This window comes from Clostridium sp. AF15-41 (genome assembly GCF_003604095.1).
Taxonomy (GTDB): Bacteria; Bacillota; Clostridia; order Lachnospirales; family Lachnospiraceae; genus Coprococcus.
On sequence record NZ_QTMQ01000007.1, the window covers coordinates 61,354 to 82,846 of the forward strand.

The 21,493-nt window shown below is 42.1% G+C and carries 22 protein-coding genes and 1 pseudogene; all 23 read left to right on the plus strand.

The window, feature by feature from the left end:
- Nucleotides 1-110 precede the first annotated feature (110 nt).
- The 23 genes and pseudogenes from DWW43_RS06740 (at nucleotide 111) to DWW43_RS06850 (ending at nucleotide 21,434) form a co-directional block, all read left to right on the plus strand.
- A complete protein-coding gene (locus DWW43_RS06740; RefSeq protein WP_119963104.1) occupies nucleotides 111-314 on the plus strand; it encodes a hypothetical protein in 204 nt (67 codons plus the stop codon).
- A 19-nt stretch (nucleotides 315-333) separates the two neighbouring features.
- Nucleotides 334-936 carry a bifunctional phosphoserine phosphatase/homoserine phosphotransferase ThrH gene (thrH, locus tag DWW43_RS06745; protein ID WP_021944446.1) on the plus strand — a complete coding sequence of 201 codons (603 nt, stop codon included), beginning with the start codon at nucleotides 334-336 and terminating at the stop codon, nucleotides 934-936.
- A gap of 123 nt (nucleotides 937-1,059) precedes the next feature.
- Nucleotides 1,060-1,593, plus strand: a complete 534-nt coding sequence (locus tag DWW43_RS06750; protein WP_119963105.1) for an N-acetylmuramoyl-L-alanine amidase — start codon at nucleotides 1,060-1,062, stop codon at nucleotides 1,591-1,593.
- Nucleotides 1,594-1,731: 138 nt separating this feature from the next.
- Nucleotides 1,732-2,631 carry a Precorrin-6B methylase 2 gene (locus DWW43_RS06755; RefSeq protein ID WP_119963106.1) on the plus strand — a complete coding sequence of 300 codons (900 nt, stop codon included), beginning with the start codon at nucleotides 1,732-1,734 and terminating at the stop codon, nucleotides 2,629-2,631.
- Between the two features lie 271 nt (nucleotides 2,632-2,902).
- The gene (locus tag DWW43_RS06760; RefSeq protein ID WP_021944443.1) at nucleotides 2,903-3,376 is read left to right on the plus strand and encodes an HAD domain-containing protein; all 474 of its coding nucleotides are present in this window, start codon (nucleotides 2,903-2,905) and stop codon (nucleotides 3,374-3,376) included.
- 63 nt (nucleotides 3,377-3,439) lie between these two features.
- A pseudogene (locus DWW43_RS06765) lies at nucleotides 3,440-4,111 on the plus strand (F0F1 ATP synthase subunit A); the annotation flags it as partial.
- A 36-nt stretch (nucleotides 4,112-4,147) separates the two neighbouring features.
- Nucleotides 4,148-4,372, plus strand: a complete 225-nt coding sequence (gene atpE, locus DWW43_RS06770; protein ID WP_008400511.1) for an ATP synthase F0 subunit C — start codon at nucleotides 4,148-4,150, stop codon at nucleotides 4,370-4,372.
- Nucleotides 4,373-4,474: 102 nt separating this feature from the next.
- Nucleotides 4,475-4,978: a F0F1 ATP synthase subunit B gene (atpF, locus tag DWW43_RS06775; RefSeq protein WP_008400510.1), complete on the plus strand. Its 504-nt coding sequence runs from the start codon at nucleotides 4,475-4,477 to the stop codon at nucleotides 4,976-4,978.
- On the plus strand, nucleotides 4,959-5,468 hold the full coding sequence (gene atpH, locus DWW43_RS06780; protein ID WP_119963108.1) for an ATP synthase F1 subunit delta: 510 nt from the start codon (nucleotides 4,959-4,961) through the stop codon (nucleotides 5,466-5,468). The genes atpF and atpH overlap by 20 nt, the downstream gene beginning before the upstream one ends.
- Before the next feature lie 6 nt (nucleotides 5,469-5,474).
- Nucleotides 5,475-6,983: a F0F1 ATP synthase subunit alpha gene (gene atpA / locus DWW43_RS06785; protein ID WP_008400508.1), complete on the plus strand. Its 1,509-nt coding sequence runs from the start codon at nucleotides 5,475-5,477 to the stop codon at nucleotides 6,981-6,983.
- Entirely contained in the window at nucleotides 6,984-7,868 is an 885-nt protein-coding gene (gene atpG, locus DWW43_RS06790; protein WP_008400507.1) for an ATP synthase F1 subunit gamma, read from the plus strand. It begins immediately after the preceding gene.
- Nucleotides 7,869-7,881: 13 nt separating this feature from the next.
- The gene (atpD, locus tag DWW43_RS06795) at nucleotides 7,882-9,270 is read left to right on the plus strand and encodes a F0F1 ATP synthase subunit beta (RefSeq protein WP_044944676.1); all 1,389 of its coding nucleotides are present in this window, start codon (nucleotides 7,882-7,884) and stop codon (nucleotides 9,268-9,270) included.
- A gap of 20 nt (nucleotides 9,271-9,290) precedes the next feature.
- Nucleotides 9,291-9,698, plus strand: a complete 408-nt coding sequence (gene atpC / locus DWW43_RS06800; protein WP_008400505.1) for an ATP synthase F1 subunit epsilon — start codon at nucleotides 9,291-9,293, stop codon at nucleotides 9,696-9,698.
- Nucleotides 9,699-9,798: 100 nt separating this feature from the next.
- Nucleotides 9,799-10,524 carry a lysophospholipid acyltransferase family protein gene (locus DWW43_RS06805; RefSeq protein WP_118675556.1) on the plus strand — a complete coding sequence of 242 codons (726 nt, stop codon included), beginning with the start codon at nucleotides 9,799-9,801 and terminating at the stop codon, nucleotides 10,522-10,524.
- A 271-nt stretch (nucleotides 10,525-10,795) separates the two neighbouring features.
- Nucleotides 10,796-11,764 carry a hypothetical protein gene (locus DWW43_RS12310; protein WP_243104415.1) on the plus strand — a complete coding sequence of 323 codons (969 nt, stop codon included), beginning with the start codon at nucleotides 10,796-10,798 and terminating at the stop codon, nucleotides 11,762-11,764.
- Between the two features lie 328 nt (nucleotides 11,765-12,092).
- Complete coding sequence (locus DWW43_RS06815) at nucleotides 12,093-13,379, plus strand: aminotransferase class I/II-fold pyridoxal phosphate-dependent enzyme (protein ID WP_008400501.1); 1,287 nt, start codon at nucleotides 12,093-12,095, stop codon at nucleotides 13,377-13,379.
- Nucleotides 13,380-13,588: 209 nt separating this feature from the next.
- Nucleotides 13,589-14,434, plus strand: coding sequence for a patatin family protein (locus tag DWW43_RS12390; protein ID WP_117822509.1), 846 nt, complete (start codon nucleotides 13,589-13,591; stop codon nucleotides 14,432-14,434).
- Nucleotides 14,435-14,552: 118 nt separating this feature from the next.
- Complete coding sequence (locus DWW43_RS06825) at nucleotides 14,553-15,953, plus strand: MATE family efflux transporter (RefSeq protein WP_119963109.1); 1,401 nt, start codon at nucleotides 14,553-14,555, stop codon at nucleotides 15,951-15,953.
- 260 nt (nucleotides 15,954-16,213) lie between these two features.
- Complete coding sequence (locus DWW43_RS06830; protein ID WP_008400497.1) at nucleotides 16,214-16,864, plus strand: 3'-5' exonuclease; 651 nt, start codon at nucleotides 16,214-16,216, stop codon at nucleotides 16,862-16,864.
- A gap of 79 nt (nucleotides 16,865-16,943) precedes the next feature.
- On the plus strand, nucleotides 16,944-18,197 hold the full coding sequence (locus tag DWW43_RS06835) for an AI-2E family transporter (RefSeq protein WP_243104416.1): 1,254 nt from the start codon (nucleotides 16,944-16,946) through the stop codon (nucleotides 18,195-18,197).
- Nucleotides 18,198-18,269: 72 nt separating this feature from the next.
- Nucleotides 18,270-19,577 carry an ATP-binding protein gene (locus DWW43_RS06840; protein WP_008400495.1) on the plus strand — a complete coding sequence of 436 codons (1,308 nt, stop codon included), beginning with the start codon at nucleotides 18,270-18,272 and terminating at the stop codon, nucleotides 19,575-19,577.
- Between the two features lie 6 nt (nucleotides 19,578-19,583).
- The gene (nth, locus tag DWW43_RS06845) at nucleotides 19,584-20,231 is read left to right on the plus strand and encodes an endonuclease III (RefSeq protein ID WP_119963111.1); all 648 of its coding nucleotides are present in this window, start codon (nucleotides 19,584-19,586) and stop codon (nucleotides 20,229-20,231) included.
- 258 nt (nucleotides 20,232-20,489) lie between these two features.
- Nucleotides 20,490-21,434 carry an AIR synthase family protein gene (locus tag DWW43_RS06850; RefSeq protein ID WP_119963112.1) on the plus strand — a complete coding sequence of 315 codons (945 nt, stop codon included), beginning with the start codon at nucleotides 20,490-20,492 and terminating at the stop codon, nucleotides 21,432-21,434.
- The last annotated feature ends 59 nt before the right edge of the window (nucleotides 21,435-21,493 follow it).

Sequence of the window (21,493 nt, forward strand, 5' to 3'; positions counted from 1 at the left end):
CCATTCGAATACATAAAAAATACAGCAAGAAGGACTGACAGGGTAATAATTGCAATATGACTACCCATATAGAAAAGATATTAAGTGTAGTTTCCGTGATGAGATACATATTGCCAGCGAATGCGGGTGCATGTCTGAGTCCGAAGGACGAGTTTGCACAGGAGCATGAGCGTATCAGGCATATGTATCGAGTAGGAAACGAAGCGAATCTTTTTATATGGATGTTCATGTTGCAATATAACCCTGTCAGTCCTTCTGCTGGCAAAGGTATTGCAGAATGGCAGGCGGTATATTATAATGAAGCGAGAATGTAGATAACAGGAGGAACCCGAAATGGACATTGTATGTTTGGATTTGGAAGGCGTATTAGTACCGGAGATTTGGATCGCATTTGCAGAGGCAAGCGGCATCCCGGAGTTAAAGAGAACAACAAGAGATGAGCCGGATTACGACAAATTAATGAACTGGCGTCTTGGTATATTAAAAGAACATGGACTTGGCTTAAAAGAGATTCAGGAAACAATCGCAAAGATCGATCCGATTCCCGGTGCAAAGGAATTCTTAGATGAGCTTCGTTCCATGACACAGGTTATCATTATCAGTGATACATTTACACAGTTTGCAAGCCCGCTTATGAAGAAACTCGGCTGGCCGACAATCTTCTGCAACTCATTGGAGGTAGCAGAAAGTGGTGAGATCACAGGCTTTAAGATGCGTTGTGAGAAATCCAAATACACAACCGTAAAGGCACTTCAGTCTATCGGTTATGATACAATCGCAAGTGGTGACAGCCACAACGATCTTGGAATGATCCGTGCAAGCAAGGCCGGATTCCTCTTTAAGAGTACCGATCAGATCAAAGCAGACAATCCTGATCTTCCGGCTTATGAGACATATGATGAGCTGCTCGCAGCTATCAAGAAAGTACTGGCTTAAGATTGGTCCTTTCATATAAAAATATACGCAGCATGTAAGAAAGGCATACTGAGGTCATGAAAATTAAGTACATATAACAAGAAACCTGCATATACTGTAGCAAACAGAGTATGCAGGTTTTTTATGGCTATAAAAATAATGATCGATGCCGGACATGGTGGATTTGACAATGGGGCATCTTATAATGGAAGAACGGAGAAGAATGACAACCTGAATCTGGCTTTGGCACTCGGTGATGCGTTGTCGGAGCTTGGTTATGACGTGGAATTTACGAGAACAACAGATGTCTATGATTCACCGACAAGAAAAGCACAGATCGGAAATGAGAGCGGTGCGGATTATTTTATCTCCCTGCACCGGAATGCTGCACCGTATCCGAACAAATATAACGGAGTGGAAACCTTGGTTTATAATACATCAGGGATTGCATATGAAATGGCAGAAAATGTGGATGCAGAGCTTGCAAATATCGGATTTGAGAATCTGGGAGTTGAGGAACGGAAGAATCTGGCTGTTCTGCGCCGGACAACGATGCCGGCAATTCTGATCGAGACCGGATTTATTGACAGTGATAAGGATAATTATCTGTTTGATTACCGGTTTGAAGATATTGTGAATGCGATCGCACTCGGAATTGATGAAACACTTCGTGGATAGATGTGTGAAAAACGCACAAAAGAATTTACAGTTAACGAGAAAAATTGTATAATTATAAAGACTGTTTTAGAAAACGACAATCCGGTTGGAGAAGGTTATCTGATTGGAAAATACGATAGAAAAGTGGGGTAGAAAACAATGAAAAATACGTTCAGTAATTCAGGCATGTTGAACTGGCTTGGCTTCTTTGCAAATAAGATGGATGTCAGCCCGGAGAAGATAAAGATGCTTAATATCTGCGGCAGACAGAAAAATGTCGTGCCAACGATTGATACACATAAGCGGGTTCTGATCTATACCGATGCCAGTCATGAAGATCTCTTCTATACATTATGGGAAGCGGGATTTGGCGAATATGATATCTGGATCGGCGAAGGAACAGAGCCGGGAAGTGAACTTACAAATGCAAAACTCAAGAATGTTATTAATAAGAAGATATCCGAACCGACGGTTGTCTTTATTGTAAACGAGAAGACCAGAGAATCCGTTCGGTACGGCATGAAGAATGATCTGTTTACAAAGGGATCGGTTCATTATGTATGCAATGAGATCCGCGCGGTTATCATGAGTATTCTCGGTGTAGATACTCATGACACGATTCTTGCGCTGATGGCAGAGAGTATCGTTATCGAAGCTGCGATCACAGCGAGCGAAGGTCAGATCATTGCAGTAGAGCCGGACAGCGGTTCCAGAAGATCTATGGAGGAAAATGTTGAGAAGTTTGGAGTTCATAACGTGCAGATCATTCCGGATATGAGCGAAGAATCCTTAAGTAAGATTCCGGTACCAAGACTTGCATTTATCGTTGCGAATCATTATCTGGAATCTGATATTGAACGCCTGCTTGCGATCAATCCGCAGATGCAGTTTGTTATTTACACATTAGATCTTGGTATCCTTGCAGAGACCAAGCTGATCTTTGACAAATTCGGTATTCGGAATATGGAAGCGTTACAGATCAACGTATCCAAGACAAATAAAGAAAATGTATTTGTTGCTCAGCCGGCACCATGGATCATTACAGGTGGGGCTGAATAGAACACAGATATTCAGAAATAAAGCCCCATCCTCCGGTAAGAGTTTTCTTCTGTTTTATAGACAGCGTAAAAAAACAGAAGAAAGCCTGAAAAGGATGGGGCTATTTTACTTTACAGAGTAGAATCAGTTATGATTTTTTTATAAAAAGTTTAGAAATATATTTTTTATTAATAAATTAATAAAAGGTGAAAAATAAAAAATGGTGTGCTATAATACGTTGTTGTTTAAAGGACAACTGGAAGCACATGGAAGAATGCAGGAGGAAATCTAAATGAAAGTCATTTTTTTCGACATTGACGGTGTGTTAAATTCAAACAAATTCATCTGTAACAATCCGGGTGAAACCGTTGACAGAAAAAATGTAAAAAACCTTGCAGATGTTGTAAAGGCAACAGATGCGAAGCTGGTAGCGATCTTTAACTGGCGGAAAGAGGTTATGAAAGATCCGGTATGTGACGAGAGAGCACAGGAGCTGATCCTGAAGCTTAAGGAGGAAGGTCTCGTTATATCAGATGTAACTCCGCCGCAGGAACATATATCCGGCAAGTATGAGGATTATGGACGATGCTTCGAGGTTAAGGACTATGTAGACCAACACGATGTGGACAGGCTGGTGATCTTAGATGACATGGATTCAGACTGGGACAGAGTTGGACTTGCTGATTACTGGATCAATACGGAGAATACGGTAAAAGGATTTTCCGAGAGTGATGCAAGAGAAGTAATAAATATCCTTAACAGTTAGTATGCCCTTTGAAAAAAATTACATGAGAGGAAGTGAAGACCTACGGGTGACCTTGCAGAAAAGTTAACAGAGGAGCTGAATTGCGAGACTCTCTTTACCATTCCAATTTTTGGTGGAATCCCGATCTCGGAATCAATCGTGGTAACATGGATCATTATGGCGGTACTTGTTCTGTTGTCCGTTATACTTGTCCGGAACCTGAAAGTTGAGAATCCGGGAAAGAAACAGCTTGCTCTGGAGTCGATCATTACGACATTTAATAATCTGTTTAGTGACGTTATGGGAGAAAAAGGTAAGACATATATACCGTATCTGATCACTGTCATTTTGTATATCGGAATGGCAAATATCGCAGGTATATTTGGATTTAAACCACCAACCAAGGATCTGAACGTAACAGCAGCACTGGCGATCATGAGTATAGTCATGGTTCAGGTTGTCTGTATCAGAAGCAGGGGACCGAAAGGCTGGCTTAAGAGCTTTGCAGAGCCGGTAGCAATAGTAGCACCTATAAATGTAATGGAGCTTGTAATAAAACCATTGTCGTTATGTATGCGATTGTTCGGCAATGTTTTAGGTGCATTTGTTGTAATGAAATTAATTGAGGCGGTAGCGCCTGTCATTGTGCCTATTCCGTTAAGCCTTTATTTTGATATCTTTGATGGCTTACTTCAGGCATTTGTATTCACATTCTTAACTGCACTCTACATGCAGGAAGGATTGGGAGAAGACTAAGATTAACATAAGGAAAATGAAAAGGAGATAATAATTATGAATACAGTAATCGCAATTGGAGCTGCTATAGCAGTATTAACAGGTATTGGTGCAGGTATCGGACTTGGAATCGCAACATCAAAGGCAGTAGAAGCAGTAGCAAGACAGCCGGAAGCAGACAGTAAGATCACAAAGCTTCTGATCATCGGTGGAGCACTTGCAGAGGCAACAGCCGTTTACGGTCTGGTAATTGGTCTTTTGATCATTCTTCTTCTGAAATAATTTATATTTGAAAATGATGATTGCAACTTCATATCAGAAAAGATATGAAGGAATCGTAATTGTCGGATAACGAAAACAGACAGAAAGGCAGGAGGTCATTAAATGATAAATTTAAGTGTCTCGTCCATAGCCATAACCATAATTAATATTATAGTTTTGTTTCTTCTGTTAAAGAAATTCCTGATCGGTCCGATCAATAAGATCATGGCAGAACGTGAAGAGATGATCAAATCCTCAATCGCGAATGCCAATCAGACGAAGGATGATGCCATGAAACTGAAGCAGCAATATGAAGATACTCTCGCAGGTGTTCAGGATGAATGTGATACCATGCGGGACAAATCCAGACAGGCTGCACAGAATGAATATAACAGGATTGTGGCAGATGCAGGCGAGAAATCAAACCGCATGATCAAGGATGCGGAAAAAACTATAGAAGTACAGCGTGAAAAGGCTTTGAGCGATATGGAATCTCAGGTTGCAGAGCTTGCAATGTCGGCAGCGGCTAAGATTCTGGGTGAAGACTCAAATGACGCGAAAAATCAGTCACTATATGATGAGTTTATAGAAAAAGCAGGTGAGGCCCATGACACAGAAAGCAATTAATTATGCTGAAGTTTTGTGCGAGCTGAATATTGATGCGGCTGAGCTTTCAGACATGGAAGCAGTTGTCAGGGAGAATCCTGAATTACAGGAGGCACTTACGTGTCCGGTTGTCAGCAGAGAAAAAAAGTCAGAAATTATCGATAAGATATTTGATAGTTCAAAGACTACGGTAAAATTCTTAAAGGTGCTTTGCAACAATTCTGATTTTGATCAGTTCTTTGAGATATGCAGAGAATACAGAGTTCTTATAAAGAAGAAGGCGGATGTCCTTCTTGCAACCCTTTATTATGTGACACCTCCAACGGAGGCACAGAAGAAGGGGATTGAAGATTTTCTGAAAAAGAAATATAAGACCTCAGATGTGGAACTGACATTGGAGAAGAACGACAGTCTGATTGGAGGCTTTATTATTAAGGTCGGAAATAAGGAATATGACTGGAGTCTGGCAGGCAGATGTAAGCGGCTTACACAAAGATTGGTTACGAGGTGATAAGATTTGAGTTCAATAAGTTCAGGAGATATTATCTCCATACTGAAAAGTGAGATAGAGAATTTTGACTTCGACACCCGGGACAAAGAAGTAGGAACTGTCATCTGGGTAGGAGATGGAATAGTAACGATATATGGTATTGATAATGCCATGTATGGTGAGATTGTAGTATTTGAAAATGGTATCAAGGGTATGGTACAGGATATCAGAAGAACCGAGATCGGATGTATCCTGTTCGGAAAAGATACCGGAATAAAAGAAGGTACAAAGGTTACCAGAACTGGTAAGAGAGCCGGCGTACCGGTAGGTGAAGAATTCCTTGGAAGAATCATCAATGCACTGGGTGCACCGATTGATGGTAAGGGAGCGATCAAAGAGGCAGATTACATGCCGGTTGAGCAGGAAGCACCAAGTATCGCAGACAGACAGTCGGTCAATGAACCACTTCAGACCGGTATCCTGTCAATCGATTCCATGTTCCCGATCGGTAAAGGACAGCGTGAGCTGATCATCGGTGATCGTCAGACCGGTAAGACTTCGATCGCACTTGATACGATCATCAACCAGCGTGGAAAGGATGTTGTCTGCATCTATGTAGCGATCGGTCAGAAGGCATCCACCGTTGCAAAGATTGTTTCCACACTTGAGAAAAACGATGCAATGGACTATACGATCATTGTAGCATCAACAGCCAGTGATCCTGCACCGCTTCAGTATATAGCACCATATGCAGGAACATCGATGGCAGAATATTTTATGCATAAGGGAAAAGACGTGCTCATCGTATACGATGATCTGTCAAAGCATGCAGTAGCATACAGAACACTGTCCCTGTTACTTGGACGTTCCCCTGGACGTGAGGCATATCCCGGTGATGTATTCTATCTGCATTCCAGATTGCTTGAGCGTTCCAGTAAGTTAAAGGATTCATTAGGCGGTGGTTCGATCACAGCCCTTCCTATTATAGAGACACAGGCAGGTGATGTATCTGCATACATCCCTACAAATGTTATCTCCATCACGGATGGTCAGATCTTCCTTGAGAGTGATCTGTTTTTCTCCGGTATGCGTCCTGCGGTAAATGTAGGATTGTCTGTATCCCGTGTTGGTGGTGCAGCGCAGACCAAGGCTATGAAGAAAGCAACCGGTACCGTTCGTATCGATCTTGCACAGTTCCGTGAGATGGAAGTATTTACCCAGTTCAGTTCCGATCTGGATGAGAATACAAAGGAGCAGCTTACTTATGGTAAGGGACTGATGGAGTTGTTAAAACAGCCGTTATGTCATCCGCTTAGTATGGCAGAGCAGGTTATTACACTGGTTGCAGCAACAAATAAGCTGTTCTTAAATGTAGATATCAAGAAAGTAAAGCAGACACAGATGGATATGCTTGCATATTTCAAGGATGCAGAACCGGATGTTATCAAAGAGATTGAAGAAGGAAAGGTTCTTACAGATGATCTGAAAGAACATATTCTTGAAGCAGGAAAAGAGTTTATGAAGAGGGTGGAGTAATTGGCAAGTACCAAAGAAATCCAAAACAGAATAAAAAGCATTAAGGATACAATGAAGATCACAAATGCCATGTACATGATCTCTTCTTCCAAACTGAAAAAAGCGAAGAAGGATCTGGAGAATACGGAACCGTATTTCTATACTTTACAGGTTTCTCTGGCACGACTGTTACGACATCTTCCTGATATGGATCATCTTTATTTCGAAAATGAAGACGATGAAAAGAAGGAAAATCCGAAAAGAGGTTATATTGTGGTTACAGCCGATAAGGGCATGGCAGGTGCATATAACCATAATATCATTAAGATCGCAGAAGAAGAACTGGCAAATCACCCGGACAGCGAATTATATGTTGTCGGACAGGTGGGAAGACATTATTTTGCAAGGAAGAATGTGCCGGTTGATATTCATTTCCAGTATACAGCACAGAACCCAAGTCTTCACAGAGCAAGGGTTATTGCGGATAAGATGCTGGAAAACTATGAAAGCGGTAAGATCGATGAAGTCTATATCATTTATACGAAGATGATAAATAGTGTAACGGCAGAGCCGGAGATGATCCAGCTTCTTCCGTTCAGAAAGATAGATTTCAAGATCTCACAGGCGGATGTCTATCATGAGGAGATCATCATTGAACCTTCTCCGAGAGCGGTCATGGATCGAATTGTTCCGAATTATATTACAGGTTTCATATATGGAGCACTGGTTGAATCCTTCTGTAGTGAACAGAATTCCCGAATGATGGCAATGGATTCTGCAACCAGAAGTGCGAAAGATATGTTAGCTGATCTCAGTATTAAATACAACAGAGCCAGACAGGCTGCGATCACGCAGGAGATTACCGAGGTAGTTGGTGGTGCGAAGGCTCTGCAGAATAAGAAATAGGAGGTCTGATGTTTTGAAAAACGGTAAAATAGTACAGGTCATGGGACCTGTTGTAGACGTAGAATTTCCGGATAATGATTTACCAAACATCAAGGATGCTCTGGAAGTTGATAATCATGGAAAGAAATGCATAATGGAAGCTGCACAGCACATCGGAAATAATACCGTCAGATGCATCATGCTGGCAGCAAGCGAGGGCTTATCCAGAGATATGGAGGTTGTTCCGACAGGATCAGGAATCAAGGTTCCGGTTGGTACAGATACCCTTGGCAGATTATTTAATGTAACCGGTGACACTCTGGACGGTGGACCGAATCTGGCAGATACAGAGCACTGGGTCATCCACAGAGATCCTCCGTCATTTGAGGATCAGAGCCCTGTTGTTGAGATTCTCGAAACAGGTATCAAGGTTATCGATCTTCTTGCCCCATATGCCAAAGGTGGTAAGATTGGTCTGTTCGGTGGTGCCGGTGTAGGTAAGACCGTTCTGATCCAGGAGCTGATCCAGAATGTAGCAACAGAGCATGGCGGATATTCTATCTTCACTGGTGTCGGTGAGCGTTCCAGAGAGGGTAATGACCTCTGGACAGAGATGAAAGAGTCAGGGGTATTGTCCAAGACAGCCTTAGTGTTTGGACAGATGAACGAGCCACCTGGAGCAAGAATGCGTGTTGCGGAAACAGGACTTACGATGGCAGAATATTTCCGTGACGTAAATCATCAGGATGTGTTATTATTTATAGATAATATCTTCCGTTTTGTACAGGCGGGATCAGAGGTTTCTTCCCTGCTTGGACGTATGCCATCCGCAGTTGGTTATCAGCCAACTCTGGCAAATGAGCTTGGTGAATTGCAGGAGCGAATCGCTTCTACAAAATCAGGATCCGTTACTTCCGTACAGGCAGTTTATGTGCCTGCCGATGACTTGACAGATCCGGCTCCGGCAACTACATTTGCACATCTGGATGCGACAACCGTTCTTTCCAGAAAGATCGTAGAACAGGGTATCTATCCTGCTGTTGATCCTCTGGAATCCAATTCCCGTATTCTGGAGGTGGACGTTGTCGGCGAAGAACATTATAATGTAGCCAGAGGCGTTCAGGAGATTCTTCAGAAATACAGAGAATTACAGGATATCATCGCAATTCTTGGTATGGAAGAATTATCAGAGGAAGATAAGATTACGGTTACAAGAGCACGTAAGGTGCAGAAGTTCTTATCACAGCCATTCCATGTAGCAGAGAACTTTACAGGTGTTCCGGGAAAATATGTACCTCTTAAAGAAACAGTAAAGGGCTTTAAGGCTATCTTAGACGGTGAGATGGATGAATATCCTGAGTGGGCATTCTTTAACGTAGGCGGAATCGAAGAAGTCAAAGAAAAAGCCGCAAAGGGACAGTAGGATAAAGGAGGCAGACAGACATGAATACATTTTACCTGAGAGTCATATCAAGTAATAAAGTATTTTTTGATGATAAGGTTACGAAGTTTGTATTGCCTTTGGAAGATGGTGAGATGGCAGTCCTTCCTCACCATGAGAATATGATCATTGCAACCAGTATCGGGGAGATCCGAATTGATACACCGGATGGAAAGAAGATCCTTGGTGTTGTCGGGGAAGGATTTGCCCAGATCGTAAATAACCGTGTAACGATGCTGGTGGATTCTGCAGAGCGTCCGGAGGATATCGACAGAGTCCGTGCTGAACAGGCACTTGAACGTGCGAAAGAGCGTTTGAGGCAGAAGGAAAGTCTGAAAGAGTACAAACAGACAGAAGCATCTCTTTCCAGAGCGTTAATGCGATTAAAGGTAACGGGTAGAGATTTATAAATGGCCGGATCCGGTGCGGATCGCACCGGATCAAAAAAACAGTTGTTGGATATTGCAGTACTTTTGGACGGAGAGTTGTAAATTCAGGGGATTTAGGTAGATGGTTAGATTTTTTATAGTGATCATTTCCTGTTTTTTTCTGATTTTGTATTATGTTCCGAAGATGTCATATTATGCCAGACATGGTGAGAAATATGATGAGGAGACATGCTACAGAATGGCACAGGTTATGATCGAGCATGTAAAGAAAAGAGGGCGTATCGAGACGGTTGCATCCGGCATGGAGAATCTGCCGACAGAAGGCGGATATATCATGTTTGCAAATCATCAGGGCAAGTACGATGCACTTGGTGTTATAAGCGTACATGAAAAGCCATGCACATATGTAATGGATGCGAAGCGATCACATTTGTTTATCGTCACGCAGTTGTGTGAGCTGTTAAAGGCAAAGCGTCTGGATAAAACTGATCTCAGGCAGCAGGTTCAGGTAATTAATGACGTTGCAACAGAGATCAAAGCGGGAAGACGATATATTCTTTTCCCGGAAGGCGGATATGACCATAACCATAATTCTCTGAGAGGTTTCCTGCCGGGAAGCTTCAAGATCGCACAGAAGGCAAAATGCCCGATCGTGCCGGTTGTATTATATGATTCATTTAAACCATTCGAAGGAAAATCTTTCCGAAAGGTTATTACACAGCTTCATTTTCTGCCACCGATCCCATATGAGACATTTGCAGATATGAAGACCTATGAGATAAGAGATATGGTAGTTTCACTGATCCAGAATCAACTTGATAAGATGGAGAGCTTGAATGACTGGTAGGGAATTGCCGAAGAAAAGAGAGATAGCAGTTATGTTATCTCTTTTTTTCGTGGAAATCCAGACAGAGCAGAAATGTTGTATCTGAATTTTGGGGTTGGAGCATATACAAGTGTGGCATTTCTTTAGCAAAAATTTTAGAAATATATTGTCTGTTGAGATTTTAGATGGTAGAATAAATTTTGTCGATAATGAATATATTGTGTTATCGATGGGCTATCTGGCAGATGAGGCTGTCAGATGAAATTTAGTCTGAATTATAAAGGAGAGTAACATGGACGAGAATATGAATGGAAATCAGCAAAATGGCATGAATGCCGGACAGCCGGATGGAGCAGCTCAGAATATGAATCCAAATCAGCAGGCATACGGCGGACAGCAGTATTATGATCCAAACCAGCAGGCATATGGCGGACAGCAGTATTATGATCCGAACCAGCAGGCATACGGCGGACAGCAGTATTATGATCCGAATCAGCAGGCATATGGCGGACAGCAGTATTATGATCCGAACCAGCAGGCATACGGCGGACAGCAGTATTATGATCCGAATCAGCAGGCATATGGCGGACAGCAGTATTATGATCCGAACCAGCAGGCATACGGCGGACAGCAGTATTATGATCCAAACCAGCAGGCATATGGTGGACAGTATGGACAGCAGCCACAGGGTAATAAGCCGGCAGGCAGCGGATTTGATAAGGTAAAGAATGCGATTGTGAATAATAAGAAGATCGTTATTATTGCGGCGGCAGCAGTTGTTGCATTGATTCTGATCTTTAACATTATCGGTGGAATTGCCAGCCACGGCAAACAGAGCCCAAAGGCAGTTATTAAGGCTTATGTAAATGCAGTAGAAAAGCAGAGCGGTAAGAAGATGTATAAGCTGATCGATAAGAAGATCATTAAATATATTAAGGATGAAAATGATATCGACAAAGAAGATATGATCGAACAGTTAGACGACGTTATGGAATATTCAGGCGAGGCTCTGGAGAATCAGGTTGGTAAAGTAAAGAGTATCAAGGTTAAGTTCAAGAAGGTTAAGAAGTTAAAGGGCAGCAAGCTGGAAGATAAGAAGGAAGACTATGAAGATGAATACGATATCAAGGTCAGTCAGGTTGCACGTGTAGAAGCTACCATTAAGGTAAAAGGCAAAGATGATGATGTCGAAGAAGATATCACAATGTATGTATATAAGCGAGCTGGAAAGTGGTATCTGGATTTTAGTTCCATATACTAGGATGAACGTTTATAAAAGTATCAATTCGTAAATACATATAAGATGGCACCGGTCGGAAAGAGTCTGACCGGTGTCATTTTGTTTGCATATTACTTAATGAAAACAAGTCATATATGAAAATAATGGAGAAAAATACGATTTTTGCAGAAAAAACTGAATAAAATAAAGAAAATTCAATAAAATAGTTGATATTTAAAACGAAATAGACAAGAATTTTCAATTATAGGCTTGCCTTTTTTGAAAAATGTTTTAAAATAGCTAATAGGAATTTTACAGGACATAACTGATTTAACCGGAATAGAATAAGTGAAAGGCACAGGTATGTAGAATGAAGAAATACAAAGATATGAGTAAAGATGAATTATTGACTTTAAAAGCCGCTCTTTTGGAGGAGTATAAGGAAGAACAGGCAAAAGGTCTGAGTCTGAACATGGCAAGAGGTAAGCCTGGATTCTCACAGCTTGCATTGTCTATGGGAATGTTAGATGAGATCAATAGTTCTTCGGATATGAGAACTTTGTTAGGAAACGATACCAGAAACTATGGTGATCTGGATGGTATCGGTGAGTGCCGTCAGCTTATGGCAGATATGATGGAAGTTAAGAAAGAGAATATCATCGTATATGGTAACTCCAGCTTAAATGTAATGTATGATACAGTATCACGTTCCATGACACATGGTGTAAATGGTTCTACTCCATGGTGTAAGCTGGACAAGGTGAAGTTCCTTTGTCCTGTACCGGGATATGACAGACATTTCAAGATCACAGAATTCTTCGGAATTGAAATGATCAATATTCCTTTATTAGAGGATGGTCCGGACATGGATCTTGTAGAGAAATATGTAAATAACGATCCTGCAGTAAAGGGAATCTGGTGTGTACCAAAGTATTCAAATCCAACAGGAATCGTTTATTCAGATGAAGTAGTAAGACGTTTTGCAGCATTAAAGCCTGCAGCAGAAGACTTCAGAATCTACTGGGATAACGCATACTGCATCCATCATTTATATAAGGACAAGCAGGCAAAGATTTTAAATATCATAGATGAATGTGAGAAAGCCGGAAATCCGGATATGGTATACATGTTTGGCTCTACTTCCAAGATTACATTCCCTGGCTCCGGTGTAGCAGCACTTGCAACATCTCCGAGAAATGTTGAATTTATCAAGAAGCAGCTTACTGTTCAGACAATCGGACATGATAAGATCAACCAGCTTCGTCATACAAGATTCTTTAAGAATATCGATGGCATAAAGGCTCATATGGAGAAGCATGCAGATATCTTAAGACCAAAGTTTGAAGCAGTTCTGAATGAATTCGATAAGGAGCTTGCAGGACTTGAGATCGGTTCATGGATTAGACCGGTTGGTGGATATTTCATTTCATTTGATGCATTAGAGGGCTGTGCAAAGAAGATCGTAGCAATGTGTAAGGATGCAGGAGTTGTTCTGACAGGCGCAGGTGCAACATATCCATACGGTAAAGATCCAAAAGACAGCAATATCCGTATCGCACCATCCTTCCCATCTGTTGAGGAGATGGAAGCAGCTTCAAAGATCTTTGTTCTTTGTGTAAAGTTAGTCAGCATCGACAAATATCTGGGTGAAGAATAAGTAATAAATAATCGAATAGAGAACATATAAAAGCAACATCAATGTGTTAAAAATAAGATTATCCGAAGGTAGTCTTATGGCTGGCATGTTGATGTTGTTTTTTATGTAATATTATAATCCACAAAATTCCTCTTGCTAAAATCCAGATTTGCGTTATCATAGTAAAAACAAAAGATGGCAAATTCGTTTTGAAAGGAAGTTGAAGATATATGACAAAGACAGGATTGGTTTTAGAAGGCGGTGGCATGCGTGGCATCTATACTGCCGGCGTACTGGATGTATTTTTAGATCATAATATTACAGTGGATGGCGTGATCGGCGTATCGGCAGGAGCTATTCATGGAGCCTCTTTCGTATCCAAGCAGCGTGGAAGAAATATTGCATATAGCTTGGAATACCGAAACAATAAGGAATATATGAGTTTGAAGTCATTGTTGAAAACGGGAAATTTATTTGGAGTTGATTTTTGTTATGATCGACTGCCAAATGAATTATACAAATTCGACTATGATGCATTTGAGGAGAATCCAACGAGATTTTATGTATGCTGTACAAATGTAGAAACCGGGCAGCCGGAGTATCTGGAATGTACGGATCTTCGAAAGGATATGGACAAGCTTCGTGCATCAGCATCACTTCCGATCGTGTCACAGATTGTAGAAGTAGATGGCAAGAAGTTATTGGATGGCGGAACGGCAGACAGCATTCCAATCTTCCAGTTCCGGAGAATGGGATATCGAAAAGATATCGTAGTTTTGACCAGACCGGAAGGCTATGTCAAGGAAGAAGACAGCATGTTGAAGCTGGAAGCAATCCGGTATAAGGAATATCCGGAGTATGTGAAACGAATAGCCATGCGGCATTTGTATTATAATAAGACATTGGAGAAGCTGGCTGAACTGGAACAGAAGGGCGAGGTTCTTATTATCCGTCCGAGTGTACAGATCGACATATCAAGAACGGAAAAGGATGATAAGAAGATTCAGGCAATGTACGACCTGGGCGTGTATGATGCACAGAATAAGATCGAGGAAGTGGCTGAATTTCTGAAATAATGCATCAATATCCGGATGATATAAAAGATTGTTATGATTTTGGTATCAGAGTTTGGATGGATACAGAAATATTTATTTGTCGGTTTCTTACTATGACTATAGGGCAGGATGTCTGCGTATGAAAAATAATAGTGTTCAAGGTAAAACTGACAATACGAAGGATAAGGCACAGGAGAATCATGTGAAAATGACACAGACTCCTGTGCCTTATCTTATTTTGCGATTATCCTGTTCAACCATTGTCAGTATGCTTGCCGGAACAACGTACAATATTGTAGATATGTATTTTGTTTCGGATCTTGGAAACAGTGCAGTTGCGGCAGTTGGGGTTTTATTTTCGGTGCTTGCCATGATACAGGCGGTAGGGTATACATTTGGCATGGGTGCAGGCAGCAGAATATCCCGATTTTTAGGCGAGCAGAAGGAACAGGAGGCAGGCAGAGATGCACTGGTTGCGGTTTTAATGTCTCTGATTGCCGGGCTTATATTGATGGGAGCAGGCTTCCTGTGGCAGAAACCGTTGGTTGATTTTCTGGGATCGACGGATACGATCGAGACATTTGCATTAGACTATGGATTCTGGATCCTGCTTACAGCTCCGGTCATGTGTGTGTCATATGTACTCAACAATGTTCTGCGGGCGGAAGGAATGCCTGTCTGGGCGTTAGTTGGAATTGGAAGCGGTGCTGTCTTAAATGCAGTCTTAGATCCGATTCTGGTGTCGGGTTTGGAGCTTGGAATCCGCGGAGCGGGAATCGCAACATTTTGTGGACAGAGCGTAAGCCTTGCTATTATGTTGATCGTGATGCTGAGCGGGAAAAGCGTGATCGGATTCAGGGGGCAGAAAGGGAAGCCGTTCAGGCAGACGGCAGCCGATATTACGAGAACAGGTATTCCGTCTTTCTTCCGTCAGGGGCTGGTCTGCGTGGCAACGATCCTGTTGAACCGGGCGGCGAGAGAATATGGGGATGATGTGGTTGCTGCAATATCGGTATCGAATAAAGTATTTGCCATATTGTTTGCTGTTATGGTTGGCTATGGTCAGGGATTTGCGCCGGTGGTTGGCTACAACTATGGGGCAAAGGAAAATGACCGGGTAAAAAAGGCAATCACGTTTACACTTCTAAGCCAGATCATCGCATCGGCTGTTGCAGGTGTTCTTGTGTGGATATTTGCATCTCCGATCATCTCGTTATTTGGTGAAAATGCAGTACTTGATCTGGGCGTGCTCTCCCTCCGGATGCATGCGGTATCATTGCCATTTATGGCGGTGTGCCTGGTCAGCGGTATGTTATTTCAGGCAATAGGGGAGATCGGAAAAGCCATTCTCATATCATCCACCAGACAGGGAATCTTTTTCCTGCCATTGATCTGGCTTCTTCCAATGTGTTTTCAGGAAACAGGCGTGGCTCTTACACAGGGAATCTCCGATGTACTGTCAGGGGTATTTTCATTGCCGTTTATACTTGTGGCGATTCATATGTGTAAAAAACAGGTAGGAAATAGCTATAATGAATAATGTTTTTGGCTATGGAGAATAGATATCCTGTAAAAAACTGTAGCTGTCCCAGCTTTATTTATCCGAAATCTTTTAAGTTACGGTAAATAAAGCCGAGACAGCTACAATTTTTAACAGGGCATTTACAGAAAATCTCCACTAAGAAAAAGATAGACATTTTTGACTGTGAATGGTATGCTGTAAGGTAAGATTGTGATGGTGGAAGCCATGTTCGGCAGGTGGCTTTCACCCGGAAGACAGCTTCAGGAAGGTTGTGACACATGGAGTATATATTTGTGGATTTTGAGATGAATCAGATCGATAATTCTCATCCCGATGAATTAAAAATTTGCAAAAATGAAATAATTGAAATAGGAGCTGTTAAGCTGGACGATACATATAAGGAGATTGATTCATTCAAGACTTATGTAAAGCCGGGAATTACGCCTGTGACATCCAGAATAACAAATCTTACCGGGATCACAAATGAGATGGTAGACGATGCACCGGATTTTGCGATTGCGATGGATCGGTTCATTGCATGGGGCTTAAGCGCGGATGTGATTTATGCATGGAGTGAGAATGATCTGCGGCAGTTCAACCGGGAGCGCAAGTTAAAATCCTATAATAACCCGGATGCACAGAAGCTTGCATCCAAATGGAAGGATTTCCAGAAGGAATTTGCACGTATGCTTGGAACCAGAAGAAGACTGGCACTGTCAGATGCGGTATTCTATCTGGGAGAAGATTTTCAAGGAAAAGAGCATGATGCATTGTGGGATGCCAGAAATACAGCAGAAGTATTCGTTCTTTCAAAGGACAGGGAGAAGTTTGAGAAGATCATGGCTCCGATTATGAATGCTTATAAACCAAAAGAGAATATGACCTATTCCATAGGTGATGTATTTGGGAACATCAATCTGCCGGAATAAATGGTCTTGGCATGATTGAGCAGACACGTTCTATGTGCCTGCTCAAAAAAATGTAAAAAGAAAGCAGAGGAAATTGAATTTGGAACTGAATAATTCGAATATGAAAAAGCTCATAAAATTGATCATTATAACTGTATTAGTCGTATTTTGCGTATTTCGTTTTGATAAAATCTATGCCTGCGGTACATGGATCATCGGGTTGCTTATGCCGTTCGTGATTGGATTTGCGATTGCGTTCATTCTGAATGTGCCGATGAAGGGATTTGAAAATCTGTTATTCCGAAATGAAAAAAGTAGATGGTATCGGTTCCGGAGACCGGTCTGTATGGTGCTTTCCATTATCTGCGTCGTCCTGGTGATTGCTTTTGTGATCACGATGCTGATACCGGAGGTCAGCCGGACAATTACAGCGATCGGACAGCAGTTCCCGTCTACGATGGAGGCAATTAAGAATTGGGCGGTGAATCTGGCAGCGGGGTATCCGGATATCGTTGACCGGATCATGGAGATTGATATTGCATGGGATAAGGTGAGTGAGAGTGCGATCAATCTGATAAAGAATGGAAGCGGAAGCCTGTTGTCATCAACATTTAATTTTGCAACCTCTATTGTCAGCGGTATAGTCGATTTTGTGGTTGGATTATTTTTCGCAATCTATATTCTGGCACAGAAGGAGAACTTGAAGCGTCAGACAAAGGGTCTGATATATGCATTATTTAAAGAGAAAACAGCAGATAAGATCATCAAGACCTGCGTTATGGCAGATGAGACATTTGCAAATTTTATAACCGGACAGTGTCTGGAGGCATGTATTCTGGGCTTGATGTTCTTTGTATCCATGAGCGTCCTTAGTATTCCATATGCACTGACGGTCAGTGTTACGATTGTGGTAACGGCATTGATTCCGGTCTTTGGTGCATTTATTGGATGTGGTGTCGGTGCATTTCTCATTCTGGTTGACGATCCGAAGAAGGTATTGGTATTTCTGATCCTGTTTATCGTATTGCAGCAGGTCGAGGGAAATCTGATCTATCCGCATGTGGTAGGCGGGTCCGTCGGACTTCCATCTATATGGGTGTTGGTTGCCGTTATCATTGGCGGAGATCTGATGGGAATTCTCGGTATGCTGATATTTGTACCATTATCCTCTGTCTTATATGCACTGGTGAAGGAATTCGTACTTATGAGATTGCGGGAAAAGGGAGTCGCATGGGAAAAGTACGGAGAACCTTACGCTTCGTCGGATGATGGCTGGAGGGAGAAACCCCGGAAGCGGCAGCAGAGACGACAGTCGAGACGCATGAAAGAGAAAAGAAGCAAGGAAAATGCCTGAGAGAAACGAGCTGGATAAAACAGGGCAAATGCCTGTTTATATAGACAAATGAAGAAAGAAGGATAATTTAAGATGTACAGAGATATAGCGAAATTAGTATTATATAGAAATCTGGGTGAGAACAGTATTCTGATGAAGTTGTCCGGGATATTTGAGGATTTTGACCGCGGAGACTGTCCGAATGCGGAGCTGGTTGCAAGGATCTACGACCAGATCAAGCGGTTGCTGGATCTTGCTACCGATTATGGATTTGACACAAATCTGTGGCACAATTATTTGGCATTTATCCTTATCACAAATGAGAATTCATTCTCTATGACGAGTGAAAAAGTGGGTGCCAATGACGGAACCGTTAATTATTTTGCAAAAAATGATTTCAAGATCTTCAAGAAGCTGTTTGATTTTGATTTCTCTGAGATCGAGGAAGCGTTGGATATTGACTGCTTCACGATCGTGAATAATTATAAAGCCATCGGCAAGAAAGAACGTATGTATAATAAGAATGTCAGCACAAAGGTACAGGATATCAGCCGTGCGATCGAAGGGGCAAAGGATGAAAATGATATCTTCAAGATCGTGACGGATTTCTATAAGGCATATGGTGTTGGAATGTTCGGACTGAACAAGGCATTCCGTATCGTTCATCCGACAAATGGAGATATGCAGTTTGTTCCGATCAATAACACAGAGGATGTTCGTCTGGATGATCTGATCGGATATGAGATCCAGAAACAGAAGATCGTGGAGAACACAGAAGCCTTTGTTGCAGGACGTAAGGCAAATAATGCGCTGTTATTTGGCGACAGCGGAACCGGAAAGTCAACAACGATCAAGGCGATCATAAATGAATATTACGATCAGGGACTTCGTATGATCGAGATCTATAAGCATCAGTTTCAGGATCTGTCTCAGGTTATTTCCCAGATCAAGAACCGTAACTATCGCTTCATCATTTACATGGATGACCTGTCCTTTGAGGAGTTTGAGACAGAATACAAATATCTGAAGGCAGTCATCGAAGGTGGCCTGGAGATCAAGCCGGATAATGTTCTGATCTATGCAACATCGAACCGTCGTCATCTGATCCGTGAGACATGGACAGATCGTACCGATCTTGAGAATAACAATGGTATGCACAAGAGCGATACAATGCAGGAGAAGCTGTCACTGGTCAATCGTTTTGGTGTTACGATCAATTATAGCAAGCCGTCACAGAAGGAATATTTCCAGATCGTTGTAGGTCTGGCAGAGAAGAACGGCATCCATATGACAGAGGAAGAACTGTGCGCGGAAGCAAACAAATGGGAGCTGTCACATGGTGGAATCTCCGGCCGTACAGCACAGCAGTTTATCAACTATCTGGCAGGAAAACAGGAGTAATGTAGCATGACAAAAAAAGAAAAGCAACAGGTCGCTGAGATCTGTCGGATCTTGAATGAGACATACGGAACTGATTACAAGTGTTATCTGAATCATGAAAATGCATGGCAGCTTCTGATCGCAACGATGCTGTCGGCACAATGTACAGATGCCAGAGTAAACATCGTAACAAAGGATCTGTTCGTGAAATATCCGACCTTGCAGGCATTTGCCGATGCAGATATCAAGGAACTGGAAAAGGATATTTATTCGACCGGATTTTATAAGAATAAAGCGAAGAATATAATTGGCTGTGCAAAGAAGCTCATCAGTGAATATGGCGGAGAAGTGCCAAGTGATATCGAGAGCCTGACGAAATTAGACGGTGTTGGAAGAAAAACCGCAAATGTGATCCGTGGCAATATCTACCACGAGCCAAGTATCGTCGTTGATACACATGTAAAACGTATTTCCAGGCTGCTTGGGCTGACAGATAGTGATGATCCGGTGAAGATCGAGCATGAGCTTATGGAAAAGCTTCCAAAGGAACAGTGGATCTTATATAATATTCAGATCATTACACTTGGAAGAACGATATGTATTGCCAGACGACCGAAATGTGCGGAATGTGCGCTGAACCGTGTGTGTCCTTCGGCAAATGCTAAATTGCTATAAAATAATGCTATTATATCTGGACAAAGTGAAAATTCAGCGTTAATCTATACATGATGTCCTGCATAAGACGGAAGAAGATCTGATGTGTGGGCAGGTAATATCAGAAAATTATAAGTTTAAAATATAAAGGAGAAATGGGAAATGATCAATTTAAGCAGTTCAAAGGGTAAAAAGGTAGCATCCGCAATTATAGTTGGAATCCTGGTAGCAGCTATGGTAATCGGTATGCTTGCATATGCATTCTAAAAGGTATCAGGGATGAATAAAGAAAAGTTTCGATTTATACAGCAGAAGCGGTCAATCTTAAGATCGTTGAATAAACAGGAACATTCTGACATAACACAAGCCGGCATAGGAGATGACTATAGCCGGCTTGTGTTGTTGGATAGTGAGCTTGCAGTAACGGAAGGGCTCTGCCTTGCAAATGCACTGGGTATGGTGACTTCGGATGTTATCAAACAATATAATAAATTACGGCTTGGAGGGTATCAGCCATTTGCACTTACAGATACGGTCATGATGCCGGAAAATGATGAGAAGCGTATGAAAAAGATTCTGCGGGAGCTTTCTGATCTTGCGAAGGAGTTTCACATGGATGTTGTGTATGGAGATACCGCGATCAGCGGGATATTCAAGGAGCCTGCGGTAACTGTAACGATGTATGGACGAAGGATATCGCAGGGCGAGAAAAATGCAAAGATCAAGCCGGATATGGATATCGTTATGTGTGGACAGGCCGGCATCCTCGGAACCCTGCTTCGGGTCAGGGAAAGAAAAGAAGAGCTTCTGACCAGATATTCTGAGGAATATCTTCGCACAGCAGAGCAATTTGACCGGTTATTACTTGTGAAGGATCAAGGAGATATTGCGATGGCATGTGGCAGTATATATGCACGCCACATCTCAACAGAAGGAGTATATGGCGCATTATGGGAACTGGCAGAGGCTGGAAATGTCGGGCTTCGGATCAGCCATGACCATATACCGATCATGCAGGAAACCATTGAGATCTGTGAATTTACCGGGGATGATCCATACCGGATCGATGGATGCGGAGCGGCATTATTTGTCACGGCAGATGGTGGATTGTTAAGCGATCGTCTGTATGAAGCCGGATTTGAAGCTGCTGTGATCGGCAGAACAACAATCGGACATGATCGCGTGATCATCCACGATGGAGAGGAAAGCTTTTTGACACCATAGTTTAGTTCACAATATATTTAAGACTAGCCATATAGCCTATATGGGGATATAAAGGAGAA

Coding starts and splice junctions, on each gene's coding strand:
- DWW43_RS12310 (WP_243104415.1), top strand. CDS start 10,796: ATGGACGAGAATATGAATGGAAATCAGCAAAATGGCATGAATGCCGGA.
- atpC (WP_008400505.1), top strand. CDS start 9,291: ATGAATACATTTTACCTGAGAGTCATATCAAGTAATAAAGTATTTTTT.
- DWW43_RS06830 (WP_008400497.1), top strand. CDS start 16,214: ATGGAGTATATATTTGTGGATTTTGAGATGAATCAGATCGATAATTCT.
- DWW43_RS06840 (WP_008400495.1), top strand. CDS start 18,270: ATGTACAGAGATATAGCGAAATTAGTATTATATAGAAATCTGGGTGAG.
- nth (WP_119963111.1), top strand. CDS start 19,584: ATGACAAAAAAAGAAAAGCAACAGGTCGCTGAGATCTGTCGGATCTTG.
- DWW43_RS06850 (WP_119963112.1), top strand. CDS start 20,490: ATGAATAAAGAAAAGTTTCGATTTATACAGCAGAAGCGGTCAATCTTA.
- thrH (WP_021944446.1), top strand. CDS start 334: ATGGACATTGTATGTTTGGATTTGGAAGGCGTATTAGTACCGGAGATT.
- DWW43_RS06760 (WP_021944443.1), top strand. CDS start 2,903: ATGAAAGTCATTTTTTTCGACATTGACGGTGTGTTAAATTCAAACAAA.
- DWW43_RS06755 (WP_119963106.1), top strand. CDS start 1,732: ATGAAAAATACGTTCAGTAATTCAGGCATGTTGAACTGGCTTGGCTTC.
- atpE (WP_008400511.1), top strand. CDS start 4,148: ATGAATACAGTAATCGCAATTGGAGCTGCTATAGCAGTATTAACAGGT.
- atpH (WP_119963108.1), top strand. CDS start 4,959: ATGACACAGAAAGCAATTAATTATGCTGAAGTTTTGTGCGAGCTGAAT.
- DWW43_RS06825 (WP_119963109.1), top strand. CDS start 14,553: ATGAAAAATAATAGTGTTCAAGGTAAAACTGACAATACGAAGGATAAG.
- DWW43_RS06805 (WP_118675556.1), top strand. CDS start 9,799: ATGGTTAGATTTTTTATAGTGATCATTTCCTGTTTTTTTCTGATTTTG.
- DWW43_RS06750 (WP_119963105.1), top strand. CDS start 1,060: ATGGCTATAAAAATAATGATCGATGCCGGACATGGTGGATTTGACAAT.
- DWW43_RS12390 (WP_117822509.1), top strand. CDS start 13,589: ATGACAAAGACAGGATTGGTTTTAGAAGGCGGTGGCATGCGTGGCATC.
- DWW43_RS06815 (WP_008400501.1), top strand. CDS start 12,093: ATGAAGAAATACAAAGATATGAGTAAAGATGAATTATTGACTTTAAAA.
- atpF (WP_008400510.1), top strand. CDS start 4,475: ATGATAAATTTAAGTGTCTCGTCCATAGCCATAACCATAATTAATATT.